Source organism: Jidongwangia harbinensis, from assembly GCF_020216025.1.
Lineage (GTDB): Bacteria > Actinomycetota > Actinomycetes > Mycobacteriales > Micromonosporaceae > Actinoplanes > Actinoplanes harbinensis.
The window spans coordinates 106329-124502 of sequence record NZ_JAIWNC010000013.1 but is presented as its reverse complement, the minus strand read 5'-3'; the positions used below and the strand labels follow the sequence as shown (position 1 = coordinate 124502).

The following is an 18174-nucleotide window of genomic DNA, read 5'->3' as shown; positions in this document are numbered from 1 at the left end:
ATCCGGAGGATTTACGGCTGGCTCGCCGAATGGCAGGCTGTTTCACGTGAGGATGGTGGGCATGACGGTTCCCGTGGGGATCTCCCGGGTGGTCGAGCCGGCCGGGGTGCTGCCCCAGGCGGCCTGGCGGCTGGACACCACGCCGGCGCTCGGGCCGGACGAGGTCCGGATCCGGGTGGAACGGCTCAACCTGGACGCGGCCAGCTTCCGGCAGCTCGCCGACAAGCACGGCGGTGACGGCGCCGCGGTGCGGGCCGAGGTGCTGGAGATCATCGGTACGCACGGCAAGATGCACAACCCGGTGACCGGCTCGGGCGGCATGCTGATCGGCGTCGTGGACGAGGTGGGACCGGCGTCGCCGCTGGCGGTGAAGCCGGGTGACCGGGTGGCCACGCTGGTGTCGCTGACCCTGACCCCGCTGGTCGTCACGGACGGCCTGGCCGGCTGGGACGGCACCGGCGAGCAGGTGCCGGCGCAGGGACACGCGATCCTGTTCGGCCGGTCGGTGGTGGCGGTGCTGCCCGACGACCTGCCACCGGAGCTGGCCCTGGCGGTGTACGACGTGTGCGGCGCGCCGGCGCTGACCGACCGGATCGTCAAGGCGTATGTGGGCGCGGCGCAGATCGCGCACGACGTGACCCCGGTGACCGTGGCGGTGCTGGGCGGCGCGGGCAAGAGCGGGTCGCTGGCGCTGGCGGCGGCGCGGCTGGCCGGTGCCCGTACCGTCGGGGTGGTCGTCTCGGACGCCGAGCGCGACGCGCTGACCGAGACCGGGCTGGCCGACCGGGTCGCGGTCGCGGACGCGCGGGATCCGGTCGCGGTGTCCACCGCGGTGGCGGCGGCGCTGGGGCATCCGGCGACGGTCACCGTGGTGTGCGTGGACGTGCCGGGGTGCGAGCACGGCGCGATCCTGTCCACCGCGAACGGCGGCACGGTGATCTTCTTCTCGATGGCGACCAGCTTCTCCGCGGCGGCGCTGGGCGCGGAGGGCCTGGCCGCGGACGTGACGATGCTGATCGGCAACGGGTACGTGCCCGGCCACGCGGCGTTCGCGGTGGACCTGGTGCGGCGCGATCCGGCAGTGCGGGCGATCTTCGAGCGGCGTCTCGCGGGACACTGACATCCATGACTGCTGAACACCCCCCGACCCGGTACCGCAACGGCCGCTTCTACTCCGCCGCCGAGCCCCGTGCGACCGCCATGCTGGTGCGCGACGGCCGGATCGTGTGGCTGGGCGCGGACGCCGACGCGCCCGCCGCCGACCGCACCGTGGACCTGGACGGGGCGCTGGTGACGCCCGCGTTCGTGGACGCGCACCTGCACGCCACCGACACCGGGCTGGCGTTCGACGGGCTGGACCTGTCCGGCACCCGGTCGGCCGGCGAGTTGCTGGACGCGGTGGCGGCGTTCGCCCGGACCCGCCCGGCGGACGGCGTGGTGCACGGCCACGGCTGGGACGAGTCGACCTGGCCGGACCAGACGCCGCCGTCCGCCGAGGTGCTGGAGCGGGCCGCGGGCGGGCGCCGGGCGTACCTGTCGCAGGCGTCGGTGCACTCCGCGCTCTGCTCGTCGTCGCTCTTGCCGGCGGCCGCGGGGGTGCCCGGTTACGACGCGTCCGGCTGGGTGCGGGAGCAGGCCCACCACGCGGTGCGGGCGGTGGCGCTGGGTGCGCTGACGCCGGAGCAGCGCACGGCCGCGCAGCGCACCGCGTTGCGCCGGGCCGCCGCGACGGGGGTGGCCGCGGTGCACGAGTGCGCCGGGCCGGGCACGTCCAGCGAGGCGGACTTCGCGTCGGTGCTGGCGCTGTCCGGCGACGGGCTGCCGCTGGTGTTCGGCTACTGGGGCGAGCTGGGCGGTGCGGCGAAGGCCCGGGAGCTGGGCGCGGTGGGTGCGGCCGGCGACCTGTACGCGGACGGGGCGCTGGGTTCGCGGACCGCGTCGGTGCGGTCGCCGTACCACGACGGGCCGGGGTGCGGTGAGGCGTTCGTGACCGCCGCGCAGGCCGCCGACCATCTGCTGGACTGCGTCAGCGTGGGCGTGCAGGGCGGGTTCCACGCGATCGGGGACGCGGCGATCGAGACCGTGCTGGAGGGTTTCGCGCTGGCCGCCCGGGCGGTCGGGGTGGACCGGTTGCGCGAGGGCCGGTACCGCGTCGAGCACGTCGAGCTGATCGACAAGCCGATGATCGCCCGGATGGTGGAGTTCGGTGTGGTGGCCAGCGTCCAGCCGGTGTTCGACCTGCTGTGGGGCGGGCCGGACCGGATGTACGCGCAGCGGCTCGGTGTGGAACGGGCGATGGCGTCCAACCCGATCGGGGCGATGCACGCCACCGGGGTGGCGCTGGCGTTCGGCTCGGACTCGCCGGTGACCGCGCTGGACCCGTGGACGGTGGTGGCCGCGGCGGCGGCGCCGCGCAACCCGGCGTACCGGATGAGTGTGCGGGCGGCGTTCGCGGCGTCCACCCGGGGCGGCTGGCGGGCCGCCGGGCAGGACGGGGCGGGGACGCTGGTGCCGGGTGCGGCCGCGTCGTTCGCGGTGTGGGAGACGCCGGGCGGGCTGCGCGACGGCCTGCCGGCGCTGTTGCCGGACGTCGACGGCGCGGTGCCGCCGCGGCCGGTGTGCCGCCGGACGGTGTTGTCCGGCCAGACCATCTACGAGGAGTGACGGTGCCGAAGTTGGGTCTGGACCCGCGGGTGGTGCGGCGGGCGCGGGAGCTCGCCGCCCGGGCGGGTCAGCCGGTCGTCGATCTGGCGCGGTCGCACACCACCGTGTCGGTGGAGCGGGCGGTGCTGCGCCTGGCCGGGGTGCGCGGTGCGGACTCCGACGGCATCCCGTGGGTGAACCGGCTGGTCGACGCGGTCCGCGCGGACGTCGGCCTGGAGCACGGTGTGGCGGCGCCGGCGTTCCACGCGATGCTGACCCAGGGCGTGGACGACGTGACGGTGCTGGCGCAGAAGGCGGCGGCCGGGGCGGTGCGGTTCGCCGTACCCTCGTCGCGGGCCGAGGTCACCGCGGCCCGGCGGGCCGCCCGCCGGGCGACCGGGGCGGGCCTGAAGGCGGTGGACCGGCGGCGCGCCGAACGGGACCGGCTGATCAGGCGGCTCGGTGACCCCGCGCAGCGGCCGTGGATCTATCTGATCGTGGCGACCGGCGACATCTACGAGGACATCCCGCAGGCGCAGGCGGCGGCGCGGGCCGGTGCGGACGTGATCGCGGTGATCCGGTCGACCGGGCAGTCGCTGCTGGACTACGTGCCGGAGGGCGCGACCCGGGAGGGGTTCGCCGGGACGTACGCGACGCAGGAGAACTTCCGGCTGATGCGGGCCGCGCTGGACGACGTGTCCCGGGAGGTGGGCCGCTACGTGCGGCTGACCAACTACGCGAGCGGGCTGTGCATGCCGGAGATGGCGGTGATGGCCGGGCTGGAGCGCCTGGACATGATGCTCAACGACTCCATGTACGGCATCCTGTTCCGCGACATCAACCCGGTCCGCACGTTCGTCGACCAGCGGTTCAGCCGGCAGGTGCACGCCCGCGCCGGGATCATCATCAACACCGGTGAGGACAACTACCTGACCACCGCGGACGCGGTCGAGGCGGCGCACACGGTGACGGTGTCGCAGTTGCTCAACGAGTTCTTCGCGCACGAGGCCGGGCTGGCCGACTGGCAGCTGGGGCTGGGTCACGCGTTCGAGATCAACCCGGAGCTGCCGGAGTCGTTCCGGATGGAACTGGCGCACGCGCTGCTGGCCCGGGAGCTGTTCCCGGACGCGCCGCTGAAGTGGATGCCGCCGACCAAGCACATGACCGGTGACGTGTTCCGCGGCAACCTGCTGGACGGCTTCTTCAACCTGGCCGGCGCGCTCACCGGGCAGGGCATCCTGCTGGTCGGGATGATGACCGAGGCGGTGGTGACGCCGTGGCTGTCCGACCGCGACATCGCCCTGCAGAACGTGCGGTACGTGCTGAACGGCGCCGGGAAGCTGCACGAGGACTTCGTGCCGGCGCCGGGCGGGTTCATCCGGCAGCGCGCGCACGGCGTGCTGGGCGAGGCGGTGGAGCTGCTGGCCCGGATCGTCGACGACGGCCTGCTGAACGCGATCGCGGACGGCACCTTCGGGATCATGAAGCGGCCGGCCGACCGCGGCAAGGGCCTGGACGGCGTCGCGAAGCAGGCCGGGGACTACTTCAACCCGGTGACGGAGGTGCTGGAGAAGCCATGAGTATCGTCCGGCCCTACGGGGACACCACCGGTGACGGCATGGTGCAGCTGTCGTTCACGCTGCCGGTGCCGCACGACAAGCGGGCCGAGGGTGCCGCGCTGCAGCTGGCCGGGAAGATGGGCATGGACCCGGCGATGCTGGTGCACGCGAGGCAGATGGGTGACGGGTTCACCTTCTTCGTGGTCTACGGCCGGGTCAGCCACCTGGTCGACACCGCGCAGGTGCAGGTGGTGGAGCGGGACTTCCCGCTGCTCGGCGCCAAGGAGATCAACGCGGTGATCCGGCGGCGGCTGCGGCGCCCGCTGTCGGTGGTGGGTGCGTGCATCGGCACCGACGCGCACACCGTCGGCATCGACGCCATCCTCAACCTCAAGGGCATCGCGGGGGAGAAGGGCCTGGAGTCGTACGCGGAGCTGGCCGTGACGAACATGGGTGCGCAGGTGTCCGTACCGGATCTGGTGGAGACCGCGCGGGCGCGCAGGGCGGACGCCGTGCTGGTGTCGCAGGTGGTGACGCAGCGCGACGCGCATCTGCAGAACACCCGGGCGATGTCGGCGGCGTTCCGGGAGGCGATGCCGGCCGGCCGGCGACCGCTGCTGATCGTGGGCGGCCCGCGGTTCGACGAGCTGATGGCGGGGGAGCTGGGGGTGGACCGGATCTTCGGCCGGGGCACCACGCCGCGCGAGGTGGCCTCCTATCTGGTGCACGCGATTCTGGAGGACCGCCCGTCCAACCGCCCCGCCGCCACCCCTGAACGGACTGAAGGCAATTAATGATCACTGTTGTGCACCGCCGCTACGTGCCGTACGCGCACGCGCACTACGCCGGGAACCTGGTCGACGGCGCGTACTCGCTGGGGTTGTTCGGTGACGTCGCCACCGAGGTGTGCATCCGGCTGGACGGTGACGAGGGGCTGTTCGCGTCCTACTCCGACGTGCAGTTCCGGGCGCCGGTGCAGGCCGGTGACGTGCTGGAGGTGACCGCGACGGTGACCCGGATGGGTACCCGCAGCCGCACCGTCGACTTCACCTGCGCCGTGGTGTGCCGTGGCACCGGCGGTTCGGGGGCACGGGTGCTGCCCGAGCCGATCGTCGCGGTGACCGCCACGGGCACCGTCGTGGTCCCGCCGCGCCCCCCGTCCGGCCTCTCCGCCGCACCCGAGACCGGACGTCACGGTTGACCACCGCGGTCTGCGTCGACGTCGGTTCCACCTACACCAAGGCGTGCCTGATCGATCTGGCCGGCGCCCGGCTGGTGCGCCGGGCCGAGGTGCCGACCACCGCGGGCACCGACGTGCTGACCGGTCTGGATGCCGCGGTCGCCGCGCTGGGCGGCACCGGCGAGCTGTACGTCTGCTCGTCCGCCGGTGGCGGGCTGCGGCTGGCGGTGGTCGGCTACGAGTCGCTGGTCACCGCGGAGGCCGGGCACCGGGTCGGGTTGTCCGCGGGTGCGCAGGTGGTGCACGTGGCGGCGGGTCCGCTGGACACCGCGGCGGTGACCGCGCTGCGTGCCGCGCGCCCGGACGTGATCCTGCTGGTCGGCGGGACCGACGGCGGCGACGCGGAGGTGCTGGTGCACAACGCCGGACGGCTGGCCTCGGCCCGGCTGCGGGTGCCGGTGGTGGTGGCCGGCAACGCCGACGCCCGCGCGGCGGCGGCCGGCCGGCTGACCGCCCGCGGTGTGGCGGTGACCGTGGCGGGCAACGTGCTGCCGCGGATCGGCGTGCTCGATCCCGGCCCGGCGCGCGCGGCGATCCGCGAGGTGTTCCTGCGGCACGTGATCGGCGGCAAGCGGCTGTCCCGGGGTGCCCGGTTCCGGTCGCTGGTGCGCTCCGCCACCCCGGACGCGGTGCTGGCCGGCGTGGAGGTGCTGGCCGACCGGCTGGGCGCGGGCGTGCTGGTGGTCGACGTCGGCGGCGCCACCACGGACGTGTACTCGGCGCTGGTCCCGGACGCCGAGGCGGAGGCTGGTCCGAACCGGGACGTGGCGGGGACGCTGTGGAGGTCGCGCACCGTGGAGGGCGACCTCGGCGTCGCGGCCGGCGCGGCCGGCACCCTGGCCGCCGCGGCCGCGGAAAAGTTGGACACCGCCGGGTCGGTCACCGACCGGCGGCTGGCCGCGCTGGCCGCGACCGTCGCGCTGCGCCGCCACGCACGGGGTCACGCGCCGGGCCCGGGGCTGCCCCGTACCGGGGGCCGTGATCTGCGGGACGTGCGGCTGGTGGTCGGTTCCGGCGGGGTGCTGCGCCACGGCGGCGGCGACGCGGTGCTGGACGCGGTGCTGGGTGACACGGCCGGCGGGTGGGCCGCGCCGACCGCGGCCCGTCGGATGATCGACACCGAGTACGTGCTGGCCGCCGCCGGCCTGCTCGCCACGGACCATCCCGCGGTGGCGGCCGAGCTGGTGAACTTCGGGTAGCCCGATCGGGTACACCGGATGACACGCCGAAGGACGCGACACGCCCAGGGGTGGGTGGGGCGGTTGACAGGCGGCCGGGGGTGCCACGTACCGTCGTGGGGTCCTTCAGCGGGAAGTGGCCTTGTTCGCTTCGTTCCTTCGCCCACTGGCCGCGCGGCCGACCCGATCGGGTCGGCGGTGCACGCCAGGTCCAGGGGGTGGGGGTCGGCGGGGCGGCGCGGACCGGCCGCGCTCCTTCAGTGGTCAGCAGATGAACAGCGCCAGTAGACAACGGCACGGCGGGGGCAGCCAGCCCGTGGCGCGTCGGTCCGAAGGTGTTCGTTCATCCGTCTGCTCCACCGGGCCGCAGCGGGACCAGGAATGCAATCGGGGCGTGGCCGCACAGGCCACGCCCCGGTTCCGTTTCCGCTGCTCACACCCGCGATCTGTTCGTGACCGCCGCCAGGTAGCCTTCCGCGGGTGGAAATGACGCTGCAGACTCCGGCACCGAGTGCCGTGGCCCCGGCCACCGGCCCGCAGCCGCTGCGGCGGGGCGTCGCGCTGCTGCTCGCCGCGCTCGCCGGTGCCGCCCTGCTGGCGTCGTTGCCGCCGTACGATCTGTGGTTCCTCGCCCCCGCCGGGGTGGCCCTGCTGGCCGCGGCGGCGCACCGGCGGCGGCTGCGCGGTGGCCTGGCCGTCGGCGTGGTCGCCGGGCTGGTGCTGTTCGTGCCGCTGCTGGAGTGGACCCGGATCGCCGCCGGCTGGCTGCCGTGGGTGCTGCTGTCCGGCGCGCAGGCCGTCGTGCTGGCGCTGGCCGGTGTGACGGCGGCCTGGCTGTCGCCGCTGGTCGACCGGTGGCGCGGGCTGTGGCCGCTGCTGACCGGGCTGCTCTGGGTGGCGCAGGAGGCGGTCCGGGACCGGGCGCCGTTCGGCGGGTTCCCGTGGGGGCGGCTGGCGTTCGCGCAGGGCGACGCGCCGTCGTTGCGGCTGGCCGCGTACGGCGGCGCGCCGCTGGTGACGTTCGCGGTGGCCGCCGCCGGCGGGGTGCTGGTGGCGCTGTTCTGGCGCCGCCGGCCCGGACCGGCCGTGCTGGGCTACCTGCTGGCCGGTGGCGTGCTGGTGGCCGGGCCGCTGGCCGTGCCGGTGGCCGCGCCCGGCGCCGCCACCAGCACCGTGGCCATCGTGCAGGGCAACGTGCCGCGCCTCGGCCTGGACTTCAACGCCCAGCGCCTGGCCGTGCTGGACAACCACGTGCGGGCCACCCAGGCCCTGGCCGCGGACGTCGCGGCGGGCCGCCGGCCGCAGCCGGATCTGGTGGTGTGGCCGGAGAACAGCAGCGACATCGACCCGATCCGCAATCAGGACGGCGCGCAGCGGATCGCGGCGGCGGCCCGGGCGATCGGCGTGCCGATCCTGGTCGGCACGGTGCTGCGCAGCGACGTCCCGGGTGAGATCCGCAACGCGGGCATCCTGTGGCATCCGGTCACCGGCCCCGACCTGGATCAGCTCTACGTCAAGCGGCACCCGGTGCCGTTCGCCGAGTACATGCCGCTGCGCCCGGTCGCGCGGCTGGTCAGCGAGAAGGCCGACCTGGTGAAGACCATGGTCGCCGGGCGGACCCCGGGGGTGGTGCGGGCCGGCCCGGTCACCGTCGGCGACGTGATCTGTTTCGAGGTGGCCTACGACGACATCGTCCGGGACACCGTGACCGGCGGCGCGCAGATCCTCGCGGTGCAGACGAACAACGCCACCTTCAACGAGGCCGAGGCCCGCCAGCAGCTCGCCATGGTGCGGCTGCGGGCGGTCGAGCACGGCCGCGAGGCGCTGATGGTGTCGACCGTCGGGGTCTCCGCGTTCGTCGGCACGGCGGGTGATGTGCGTGCTTCGACCGGCTTCAACGTCGATGCGGTGGTAGTGCGTGAGATGCACCTCGGGGGAACGCGTACGCTATCGACTCGCCTGGGCCACTGGCCCGAGATGGCGGCGCTCGCCCTCGCCGCCATCGCCCTGATCGGGGCGCTGCCGCTGCGCCGCCGGCGTGCCGGCACCGCCCCCGCGATGACCACTTCGGAGGATGCACGGTGAGCGAGGCGGAGGAAGGATATCCGGGGATCGGTCGAGTCCTCGTGATCATCCCGACCTACAACGAGGCGGAGAACATCCGGCTCATCACGGACCGGGTGCGCCGGGCCGTACCGTCCGTCGACATCCTCGTCGCCGATGACAATTCGCCCGACGGCACCGGCACCATCGCCGACGAGCTGGCCGCCGCGGACGATCACATCTTCGTGCTGCACCGCCCCGGCAAGGAGGGCCTCGGTGCGGCGTACGTGGCCGGCTTCGCCTGGGCGAAGGACAAGGGTTACGACGCGGTCGTGGAGATGGACGCGGACGGCTCGCACGCCCCCGAGGAGCTGACCAAGCTGCTCGACGCGCTGCGGGTCAACGACGCGGTGCTGGGCACCCGGTACGTTCCGGGTGGTTCGGTGCACAACTGGCCGCTGCACCGGCTGGTGCTGTCGCGCGGCGGCAACCTGTACATCCGGATGGCGCTGGGGATGCCGTTCAAGGACGCCACCGGCGGCTACCGGGCGTACCGGATGTCGGTGCTGGACCGCATCGACGTCGCCACGGTCGCGTCGCAGGGCTATTCGTTCCAGGTGGAGCTGGCCTGGCGGGCGCACCGCCACGGGTTCCGGGTGGTCGAGGTGCCGATCACGTTCACCGAGCGCGAACGCGGCGCCAGCAAGATGAGCTCCAACATCTTCCGTGAGCAGCTGCTGCGGGTCACGGTGTGGGGCGTGCAGGCGCGCCGGGACTCGCTGCTGGCCCGGCTGGGCAAGCGGCGGCAGGGTTCCACCTGGCCGTGACCCGGCGCGGGCGTGTCATGCTGGAAGCATGATGCGCCGGGGCCTGGCTCTCCTTCCGATCGGCATGCTGCTGCTCGCGGTGGCCGAGATCGCCGTCTTCGTCGCGGTGGTGCAGGCCATCGGGGCGCTCTGGTCGATCCTGCTGCTGGCCGTCACCAGCCTCGCCGGTCTGGCGCTGCTGCGCCGCGAGGGCATCCGCGGGTGGCGGGCCTTCCGGGCCGCCGCCGAGTCGGGCCGCCCGCCCGGCCCGCAGGTCAGCAACTCGCTGGTCGGGTTGCTGGGTGCGCTGCTGCTGGCCTCGCCGGGTTTCCTGTCGGCCGCGGCCGGCCTGCTGCTGATCACTCCGCCGACGCGGGGGCTCGCCCGGCGGGGCGTGGAACGGGCCACCGAGCGGCGGGTGCCGTCCGCGGTGGCCGGCGACCTGTTCGGACCCCGGCGGGTTCGCGTGAAGCGCGGCACGCCGACCACCACGACCGCCACGGCCACCGCGGACGAGCCGGCGGTGGCCGCACCCGCCCAGATCGAGGGCGAGGTCGTGGAGGGCGAGATCGTCCGCTGATCCGGCACAGCAAGACGCCGTCGCCGCTGGCGCGGTGACGGCGTCGCTGTGGTGCTGCGGGTCAGCGACCCCGGCGGGTCCTGACCTCCTGGAGCCGCTCGTTGAGGATGTCCTCGAGCTCCGAGATCGAACGCCGCTCCAGCAGCATGTCCCAGTGGGTACGCGGCGGCTTGGCCTTCTTCTGCTCCGGCTCGTTGCCGTCGACCAGCCGGGCGACGCTGCCGTCGAACTTGCATTCCCAGGTCATCGGGACCTCGGCGTCGACGGCGAACGGCACCTCGAACTGGTGGCCCTTGACGCACAGGTACTCGCGGGTCTGTCGGGGCGCCAGCTCCGTGTTGCGGTCGGACTCGTAGCTGACTGCGCCTAGACGGCTGCCGCGCAGCATGCGCTCGCCCATGATGGCTTCCCCTCGGTCGTGGTGCTGCTCTCGTTGGTGTAACGAAAGGAACGGTCGCCGGATTCCAGCGAGCCGCACGTTGTGGCGTCATCGTGTGTCGTGGGTGTTAACGCTACGAGCGTAGCCGCCCGCGGGCCTTACCTGTCAGCACGCAATGGTCTCGAAGTGGACCTTGGTCCACTTTACGACCGTTTGAGTGTCTCCACATCCTGCGATATAGGTCACGCCACCTGTGTGATCATCGATTTCCGTCCGGCTGCGCCGGTAGCCTGCCCGGCCCGAGCGAGGCCAGCGCGGACGCCAGGTCGCTCACCTGCGCGGACAATTGTGCCACCCGGTCCTGCGCGGCCGCCGCGTCGGCCCGCGCCGCGGCCAGCCGCCGGTCCAGGTCGGCGGCGTCCCGCGCGGCCGCCTCCCGGGCCGCGGCCAGCTCGTCGGCGGCCCGGGCCGCCGCCCGTTCCCGCTCGTCCGCCGTCCGCCGGGCCGCGTCCCGGTCCGCAGCGGCCCGGGACGCCTCGGCGCGGGCGGCCTCGGCCTGGTCCCGGGCCTGCCGCGCCGCCTGCCCGGCCTCGGCCGCCTCCGCGCGGGCGGCCTGCGCGGCCTCGGCCGCCTCCGCGTGCACCGCCTGCGCGGCCTCGGCCGCCTCGGCGCGGACCGCCTGCGTCTCCGCCCGGGCGGCGGCGGCGTCGCGGGACGCCTGGACCGCCTCGGCGCGCGATTCGTCGCGTTGCCGTTCGGCCTGCTGCTGGCCGGCCAGGGCGGTGTCCGCCGCCCGCCGCGCGGCCTCGGCGTCGCGCCGGGCGGCGGTCTCGGCCCGCCGGGCCGACTCGAGCTCGTGCCGCAGTTCGGCGGCGTCGGCGCGGGCCGCGTCCCGGTCCGCCTCGGCCTGGGCCCGCAGCGCCGCGGCGGCGCTGGCCGCCCGCTGCGCCTCGTCGCGGGCGGCGGTGGCCTGCCGGGCGTCGTGCGCGGCGGTGTCGGCGGCGCGCCGCGCGGCCTCGGCGGCCTGCCGGGCCTCGTCCCGCTCGGCGGTGGCGGCCTCGGCCAGCTGGGTGGCGGCGGCCGCGGCACCGGCCGCGTGGTCGGCGTCGCGGCGGGCCTCGTCGCGCTCGGTGTGTGCGGCGGCGATCTGCCGGGACGTCTCCGCGCGGACCTCGGCCACCTGCCGTTCCACGCCGGCCGGCGACATCTCCGAGTGCAGCGCCTCGGTCAGCGTGCCGACCAGCTGGTCCAGCCGGTCCACGGCCTCCCAGGTGCGGGCCACGTGCCCGGCCAGGCCGGGGGAGGAGCGGTGCCGCATCCGGACGTTGCGCGACGCCCGCTGGCATTCGCCGTCGTTGTCCCGGCAGTAGCGGAACGGGCGCCCGGCGGCGGCCCGCTGCGGCACCGGGCGTCCGCAGTGGGCGCACGGGCGGGTCTCCGGCGGTGCCTGCTGATCCACGGCTCCGCACACTAATCCGGTGTCCGGCCGCACCGGTGGCGGCGCGCCGACGGCCGCTACGCTTGATCTGACGTTGGCGTCAACGGCACGTGAGGGAGTGGCGATGCGGATCGGTGAGGTGGCGGCCGCGGCCGGGGTGAGCCCGCGCGCCCTGCGCTACTACGAGGAGCAGGGACTGCTGGCGTCCGACCGCAGTGCCAGCGGCCAGCGGCACTACCGTCCGGACGCGGTGGACCGGGTGAAGTGGATCCAGGCGCTGTTCGCCGCCGGGCTCAACAGCAGGGCCGTGACCGGGCTGCTCCCGTGCGTGTACACCGGAGTGGCCACCGAGACGATGCTCGCCCAGCTGGCCGCCGAGCGCGACCGGATCACCGCCCAGATCGACGACCTCACCAGCACCCGGGACCGGCTGGACTCGATCATCGCGGCGGCCGGCGACCCGGTCCGGGAGTGCGACCTGGACCGCCGGTAACCCGCCGCCCCGGCGGTCAGGCGAGGCCGGCGTCGTGGGCGAGCAGCGCGATCTGGGTGCGGTTGCCGAGGTCCAGCTTGGTCAGGATGTGCGACACGTGGGTCTTCACCGTGGCCAGGGTGAGGTGCAGCGCGGCGGCGATCTCGGCGTTGTTGCGGCCCTGCCCGATCGCCACCACGACGTCGTGCTCGCGCGGGCTGAGGGTGGCCAGCACGGCCCGGGCCCGGGCGTACCGGTCGGCCTGCCCGGCGGTCCGGTCCATCAGCCGGCGGGTGATCGTGGGGGAGAGGATCGGTTCGCCGGCCGCGACCTGCCGGATCGCCTCGGCGATCCGGTGCGGCGGGGTGTCCTTGAGAAGGAATCCGCCGGCCCCGGCGCGCAGCGCGTGCAGGATGTTCGCGTCGGTGTCGAACGTGGTCAGCACGATGACCTCCGGCGGCCGCGGCCGGGCCCGCAGGCGGCGGGTGGCGGTGATGCCGTCGACCCTCGGCATGCGCAGGTCCATCAGCACGACGTCCGGCCCGTGGGCGTCCACCACGGCGGGCACCTGGTCGCCGTCGGCGGCCTCGCCGACCACGACGATGCCGGGCGCACCGTCGAGCATCATGGTCAGCCCGGCGCGGACCAGCGCGTCGTCGTCGACGACCAGCACCCGCACCGGCGCGGTCATGCCGGCCACGGCATCGACGCGTGCAGCCGGAACTCCCCGGCGACGGCCTGGTGGTCCAGGTGCCCGCCGGTCAGGCGGACCCGTTCGGTGAGTCCGACCAGCCCGGCGCCGCCGGACACCGCGCCCGGTGCGGGCCGCTCCGGCGGCAGCGCGTTGCGGACGTCGATCTCCAGGCCGGCGCCGGGCCCGCCGCGCACGGCGATCCGGACCGGCTGCCCGGCGGCGTGCCTGCGGGCGTTGGTCAGGCCTTCCTGGATCACCCGGTACGCGGTGCGGGCCACCGCCGGCGGCGCCTCGGCCGGCTCGCGCACCGCCTCGCGCAACGACACCACGACGCCGGCGTCGCGGGATTCCTGGACCAGCCGGGGTACGTCCGCCAGCACCGGCTGCGGGCGGCTGCCGTCACCGTCCGGCGGGTCGTCGTCGCGCAGCAGGGAGATCACCTCGCGGAGTTCGTCGAGTGCCTGGTGCACGCCGTCGCGGACCACCCCCGCGGCCCGGGACAGCTGCTCCGGCGGGGAGTCCGGGCGGTACTCCAGGGCACCGGCGAACGTGGCCAGCAGCGACAGCCGGTGGGCCAGGACGTCGTGCATCTCCCGGGCGATCCGGCGGCGTTCCAGCATGCGGGCCTCGGCGACCCGGCGGCCCTGCTCGGCCTCGGCGCGGCGGGCCCGGTCGTGCAGGGAACGGATCAGCGCCGTGCGGGCCTGCGCCCACGCGCCCCAGCCGAGCAGCGCGCCGTAGCCCAGGGTGATCAGGACCAGCCACCAGCCGTACCAGAGGCCGCCCCCGGGACGCCAGGCGCCCTGGACCGCGTGCGCGGCGACCCCGCCCGCCGACACCGCCGCGGCGACCGGGAAGGCCCGGCGCCGCGCCACCTGCAACGCGCCGATCGTGCTCGGCGGGGTCCCGGCCGGCGACACCGCGGCCAGCACGGTGAGCAGCACGGTGGCGGTCACCGGCCGCCACCGCAGCACCGGCGTCAGCAGCACGCCCAGCACACCGGCCGCGATGTCGAGTGCGAGCAGCGGGCCGGGCGGCCGGTCGCTCCACACGCCCAGCAGCGTGGCCGCGGTCAGCACGCCGGCCGCCGCGGCCAGCACGGCCGCCTCGGCGGGTCCGGTGCGGCGGTCGCGGTTCACCGGGCGAGGCTAACCGACGGTCATCGGGCGCCGACACCTTCCAAAGATGGTGGCCGGACCGCCCCGGGACGGAGCCGGCGGCCCCACGGGACCGATGTGGCCGACCGCCCCCGGCCGGGACCCTCGACGGCATGACGAACGACACGAGGACACCATGCGGTACGGCCGCCCGGCGTACCGGCCGCGCGCTGACCGTCGCGGCGGCGACGGCCGGTGCCGTGCTGCTGTGGGCGGTGCACGACCTGGTGGCCGGGGCCGGCCCCGCGGTCCGCTCGGGCGCGACGACCGAGCGGGTCGGCCCGGTGGCCGTCGCCCTGACCGCGCTGGTCGCGGGCCTGACCGGCTGGGGCCTGCTGGCGCTGCTGGAACGCACCGTGCGACGCCCGGGCCGGGTGTTCCGCGCCGTCGCCCTGGTGGTGCTCCTGCTGTCCCTGGCCGGGCCGCTGGCCGGGGCCGGCCCACAGGACCGGATGGCGCTGCTCGGCCTGCACCTGACCGTCGGTGTGGCGCTGATCGCCGGCCTGCCGTGCCGCAGTGGAACCCAAATAACATCCTAGGACGCTCTACAGGGTGTGCGCCGCCTCGCTCGGCGCGGACTCACCCCAAACCAAAAAGGAATCAACGACCACCCTGAACTGCATTTGACCTGGTGTTGAGCGCGGGCGTCTGGCACCCTGCCGGGGGTGTCCGAGATCGTCGACCCGCCGCGCGACGTCAACGACCTGCGCGCCCTGGCCGCCGCCCGCGGCCGCCTCAACTACCTGTTCTTCTGGGGACACCGGCCGCCGCCCGACCGCGCCGTCGGCCCGGGATGCCTGAGCCAGTGGTGGCCGGCGCCGTTCGTGGTCGACGGGATCCGGTACGCGACCGCCGAGCACTGCATGATGGCCGGCAAGGCGCGCCTGTTCGGTGACGAGTCGATCGCCGCGCGGATCGTGGCGGCCGACAGCCCGAACGCGGCGAAGGCGCTGGGCCGGGAGATCCGGGCGTTCGACGAGCAGGTGTGGCGGGCGCACCGGTTCGATCTAGTGGTGGCGGCGAACCTGGCGAAGTTCGGTCAGCATCCCGGTCTGGCGGCGTACCTGCTGGGCACGGGCAACCGGGTTCTGGTGGAGGCCAGTCCGGTGGACCGGATCTGGGGCATCGGGCTGGCCGCGCACGACGCCCGGGCGGCCGATCCGGCGCGGTGGCCGGGGCTGAACCTGCTGGGGTTCGCGCTGATGCGGGTGCGGGCGGCGCTGACCGTGGACGGCGCCGGGGTGGCGTAGCGCCGGCGGGTGGGCGGGGTCCGGGGCAACCTGGTTCGGCGGCCCCGGACCAGCGGGGCGGGTCAGCCGGCGTAGGCCACGGCGACGTCGAGGATCCAGGTGACGCCGAACCGGTCGGTGAGCATCCCGAAGCCGGGTGCCCACTGCGACGGGCCGTACTTCTCGATGATCTGGGCGCCGTCGGCGAGCTTGTCCCAGAGTGCGCCGACCTCGTCGGCGGTCTCGCCGCGCACGGAGACGAAGAACCGTTCCCCGGTCAGGGTCAGGCCGTTCTCGCGGGTGGTGGCCGCGGCCGGCGCCGCGGCGGGGGCGTGGCCGGGTACGTCGTAGGCCATGACGGTGAAGCCGTTGTCCGCGGTGACCTGGCCGAAGACGACCTGGTCGGCGCCGGGCAGGTCGTTCGGCATGCCGAAGTCGCCGTACGTGACGACGGTGAGGTGGCCGCCGAACACCGACTGGTAGAACTCCAGGGCGGCGCGGGCGTCGCCGCGGAAGTTCAGGTGGGTGGTGGTCGTGATGGCCATGCGGTTCTCCTTGGTGGTTGCTCGGACGCGGCCGGTCCGGAGGGATGCCGGGCTGACCGGCTCGAGATCAAGATTCGCAGCAGTAGGTGACAGGGTGTGGCATCTACTACGGGCAGAATCGGGTTCATGCCGAAAACCTCCGCGCGCCTGCTGGCCCTGCTGTCGTTGCTGCAGACCCGCCGGGACTGGTCCGGCACGGTGCTGGCCGAGCGGCTGGACGTCAGCCTGCGGACCGTGCGGCGCGACGTCGACCGGCTCCGTGAGCTGGGCTATCCGATCGCCGCGGTGAAGGGCCCGGAGGGTGGTTACCGGCTCGCCGCGGGCACCGAGCTGCCGCCGCTGTTGTTCGACGACGACCAGGCCGTCGCTCTGGTGGTGGCGTTGCAGATCGCCGCGACGTCCCGGGGGAGCGGCCTGGCCGAGGACGCCGAACGGGCGCTGACCACGGTCCGGCAGGTGATGCCGTCGCGGTTGCGGCACCGCGTGCACGCGCTCGACGTGACGGCGGTCGATCGGCCCGCCACCCGGCCGGCCGATCCGGTCGACGGCGACGTGCTGTTGACCGTGAGTGCCGCCGTGCGCGCCCGGGAGGTGCTGCGTTTCGACTACGGCTCCGACGGTGCGGCGCCGCCGCGCCGGGCCGAGCCGCACCACGTGGTCACCTGGGACGGGCGGTGGTATCTCGTCGCGTGGGACCTCGACCGGGGTGACTGGCGTACCTTCCGGGTCGACCGGATGGGTCTGCGCACGCCGAACGGGCCGCGGTTCACGCCGCGGGCGGTGCCCGGTGGCGACGTCGCCGGGTACGTCACCGGGGTGTTCCGTGGTTCCGGTGGCGGGTCGGCGGACTGGCCGTGCCGCGGCACGGTGATCCTTGATCTGCCGGCGGCCACCGTGGCCCGCTTCACCCGTGAGGGCCTGGTCGAGGAGATCGGGTCCGGCCGGTGCCGGCTCTCTCTCGGGTCGTGGTCCTGGCCCAGCCTCGCGGCGGCGGTCGCCCGGTACGACGCGGACATCGAGGTCGTCGGCCCGGACGAGCTCGCCGAGGCGTTCGCGCACCTGGCCGGCCGGTTCGCCCGGACCGTGGCCGCCGGGGTGCGCGGTCGTCGGTAGCGGGGGAGCCGGTGGTCACCGGTATCCGGCGTCTCCGGCCGGGCGGCCTGGCGCCATGACCTCCGTGTAGTAGCGCGGGAAGTCGGGCCGGGTGCCGTCGAGGTCGTCGACGGCGTACTCGGCGGCCAGGTCGGCACTGGACAACGTCCGGCCGCCGAAGCGTCGGGCGTCCGGATCGGCGGCCAGCGCGGCGACGCCTCGTCCGACGTACCGGGGGGATTCGGTCATGCAGAAGTGCGGGTCCTTCGCGGTGCCGTCGCGCCAGGTGGATTCGGTGGCGCCGTACTCCTCCAGCATTCGTTCGGAGCGCAGCCAACCAGGGGTCACGGCGACCGCGGCGGCGCCGTGCGGGCGCAGTTCGACGTTCTGTGCCTGGGCCAGCCGGATCAACGAGACCTTCACCAGGTCGTAGTAGACGGACTCGCGGTAGGCGCCGTCGACGCCGGCTTTGCCGTCGGTCGTCTCCACGACCAGGCCGCCCGGCCGGCGGATCAGCAGCGGCAGGGCGTGATGGCTGGTGATCAGGTGGGTGTCGAGGCCCTGGTGGAGCAGGCGCAGGCCGTGGTCGAGGCGGTGCTCCCAGATCGGCTTGCCCCACTCGGTGAACATGTCGCCGCCCCAGACGTTGTTGACCAGGATGTCGAGGCGGCCGTGGTCGGCGTCGATGCGGGCGACGAGGCCGGCGACCTGCGCCGGGTCGCTGTGGTCGACCCGGAGCGGGATGCCGGTGCCGCCGATGGCCGTGACGGCCGCGGCGGTCTGTTCGACGGTTTCCGGCCGGTTCATCTCCGAGCGGGCCGCCGCCGTGCTGCGGCCGGTGGTGTACACGGTGGCGCCCAGTGCGCCCAGTTCCACCGCGATGCCCCGGCCGGCGGCGCGGGTGGCGCCGGCCACCAGCGCGACCTTTCCGGTCAGGGGCGCGTTGTCGGGTCGGTCGGCGCTCACCCACCGATGGTGTCAGGGGGGTACGACATTGCGCGCCCGTGGTCCGGGCGGTCTCCGGTGCGCGGGATGGTGCGGAGGTTGTACAGGTACCGGCCGTGGTGGCGGAAGGCGATCCTTGGCGATGCCGTGCGGCACGGGTGACACCTGGCGTGC

The 18174-nt window shown here is 74.6% G+C and carries 19 protein-coding genes; 13 read left to right on the top strand and 6 right to left on the bottom strand.

Features of this window, described 5'->3' with window-relative positions; genetic code table 11:
* The first annotated feature begins 61 nt into the window (after positions 1-61).
* The 9 genes from kdd to LDL48_RS19285 all read left to right on the top strand — a co-directional run bounded on the left by kdd (position 62) and on the right by LDL48_RS19285 (position 10049).
* Positions 62-1120, top strand: coding sequence for an L-erythro-3,5-diaminohexanoate dehydrogenase (gene kdd, locus LDL48_RS19325; protein ID WP_225256558.1), 1059 nt, complete (start codon positions 62-64; stop codon positions 1118-1120).
* A gap of 5 nt (positions 1121-1125) precedes the next feature.
* Positions 1126-2664: an amidohydrolase gene (locus LDL48_RS19320; RefSeq protein WP_225256557.1), complete on the top strand. Its 1539-nt coding sequence runs from the start codon at positions 1126-1128 to the stop codon at positions 2662-2664.
* A 2-nt stretch (positions 2665-2666) separates the two neighbouring features.
* Positions 2667-4223 (top strand): lysine 5,6-aminomutase subunit alpha, encoded by a 1557-nt coding sequence (gene kamD, locus LDL48_RS19315; protein WP_225256556.1) that lies wholly within the window; start codon positions 2667-2669, stop codon positions 4221-4223.
* Positions 4220-4996 carry a lysine 5,6-aminomutase subunit beta gene (gene kamE, locus LDL48_RS19310; RefSeq protein ID WP_225256555.1) on the top strand — a complete coding sequence of 259 codons (777 nt, stop codon included), beginning with the start codon at positions 4220-4222 and terminating at the stop codon, positions 4994-4996. Before kamD ends, kamE begins: the two co-directional genes overlap by 4 nt.
* A complete protein-coding gene (gene kal, locus LDL48_RS19305; RefSeq protein ID WP_225256554.1) occupies positions 4996-5403 on the top strand; it encodes a 3-aminobutyryl-CoA ammonia lyase in 408 nt (135 codons plus the stop codon). Before kamE ends, kal begins: the two co-directional genes overlap by 1 nt.
* Entirely contained in the window at positions 5400-6641 is a 1242-nt protein-coding gene (locus tag LDL48_RS19300; protein ID WP_225256553.1) for a glutamate mutase L, read from the top strand. Before kal ends, LDL48_RS19300 begins: the two co-directional genes overlap by 4 nt.
* 465 nt (positions 6642-7106) lie before the next feature.
* Positions 7107-8705 carry an apolipoprotein N-acyltransferase gene (lnt, locus tag LDL48_RS19295; RefSeq protein WP_225256663.1) on the top strand — a complete coding sequence of 533 codons (1599 nt, stop codon included), beginning with the start codon at positions 7107-7109 and terminating at the stop codon, positions 8703-8705.
* Positions 8702-9490, top strand: a complete 789-nt coding sequence (locus LDL48_RS19290) for a polyprenol monophosphomannose synthase (RefSeq protein WP_225256552.1) — start codon at positions 8702-8704, stop codon at positions 9488-9490. Before lnt ends, LDL48_RS19290 begins: the two co-directional genes overlap by 4 nt.
* Before the next feature lie 31 nt (positions 9491-9521).
* Positions 9522-10049, top strand: a complete 528-nt coding sequence (locus tag LDL48_RS19285; protein WP_225256662.1) for an FxsA family protein — start codon at positions 9522-9524, stop codon at positions 10047-10049.
* 61 nt (positions 10050-10110) lie between these two features.
* Here LDL48_RS19285 and LDL48_RS19280 read toward each other — a convergent pair whose 3' ends face one another.
* Both LDL48_RS19280 and LDL48_RS19275 read right to left on the bottom strand, forming a co-directional pair.
* Entirely contained in the window at positions 10111-10449 is a 339-nt protein-coding gene (locus LDL48_RS19280; protein WP_203939927.1) for an RNA polymerase-binding protein RbpA, read from the bottom strand.
* A gap of 238 nt (positions 10450-10687) precedes the next feature.
* Positions 10688-11887: a serine/threonine protein kinase gene (locus tag LDL48_RS19275; RefSeq protein WP_225256551.1), complete on the bottom strand. Its 1200-nt coding sequence runs from the start codon at positions 11885-11887 to the stop codon at positions 10688-10690.
* Positions 11888-11990: 103 nt separating this feature from the next.
* Here LDL48_RS19275 and LDL48_RS19270 point away from each other — a divergent pair, with 103 nt between their 5' ends.
* On the top strand, positions 11991-12359 hold the full coding sequence (locus LDL48_RS19270) for a MerR family transcriptional regulator (RefSeq protein ID WP_225256550.1): 369 nt from the start codon (positions 11991-11993) through the stop codon (positions 12357-12359).
* A 16-nt stretch (positions 12360-12375) separates the two neighbouring features.
* Here LDL48_RS19270 and LDL48_RS19265 read toward each other — a convergent pair whose 3' ends face one another.
* Both LDL48_RS19265 and LDL48_RS19260 read right to left on the bottom strand, forming a co-directional pair.
* Positions 12376-13029: a response regulator gene (locus tag LDL48_RS19265; RefSeq protein ID WP_225256549.1), complete on the bottom strand. Its 654-nt coding sequence runs from the start codon at positions 13027-13029 to the stop codon at positions 12376-12378.
* Entirely contained in the window at positions 13026-14171 is a 1146-nt protein-coding gene (locus tag LDL48_RS19260) for a sensor histidine kinase (protein WP_225256548.1), read from the bottom strand. The genes LDL48_RS19265 and LDL48_RS19260 overlap by 4 nt, the downstream gene beginning before the upstream one ends.
* A gap of 131 nt (positions 14172-14302) precedes the next feature.
* Here LDL48_RS19260 and LDL48_RS19255 point away from each other — a divergent pair, with 131 nt between their 5' ends.
* Together LDL48_RS19255 and ybiA are read left to right on the top strand one after the other, a co-directional pair.
* Positions 14303-14728 carry a DUF6069 family protein gene (locus LDL48_RS19255; protein WP_225256547.1) on the top strand — a complete coding sequence of 142 codons (426 nt, stop codon included), beginning with the start codon at positions 14303-14305 and terminating at the stop codon, positions 14726-14728.
* A gap of 126 nt (positions 14729-14854) precedes the next feature.
* Complete coding sequence (gene ybiA, locus LDL48_RS19250; protein WP_372472150.1) at positions 14855-15439, top strand: riboflavin biosynthesis intermediates N-glycosidase; 585 nt, start codon at positions 14855-14857, stop codon at positions 15437-15439.
* A gap of 62 nt (positions 15440-15501) precedes the next feature.
* Here ybiA and LDL48_RS19245 read toward each other — a convergent pair whose 3' ends face one another.
* Entirely contained in the window at positions 15502-15963 is a 462-nt protein-coding gene (locus LDL48_RS19245) for a VOC family protein (RefSeq protein WP_225256546.1), read from the bottom strand.
* Positions 15964-16089: 126 nt separating this feature from the next.
* Between LDL48_RS19245 and LDL48_RS19240 the strand changes: the two genes are divergently transcribed.
* Positions 16090-17076, top strand: a complete 987-nt coding sequence (locus tag LDL48_RS19240) for a helix-turn-helix transcriptional regulator (protein WP_225256545.1) — start codon at positions 16090-16092, stop codon at positions 17074-17076.
* 15 nt (positions 17077-17091) lie between these two features.
* Here LDL48_RS19240 and LDL48_RS19235 read toward each other — a convergent pair whose 3' ends face one another.
* The gene (locus LDL48_RS19235) at positions 17092-18021 is read right to left on the bottom strand and encodes an SDR family oxidoreductase (protein WP_225256544.1); all 930 of its coding nucleotides are present in this window, start codon (positions 18019-18021) and stop codon (positions 17092-17094) included.
* Positions 18022-18174: the final 153 nt, after the last annotated feature.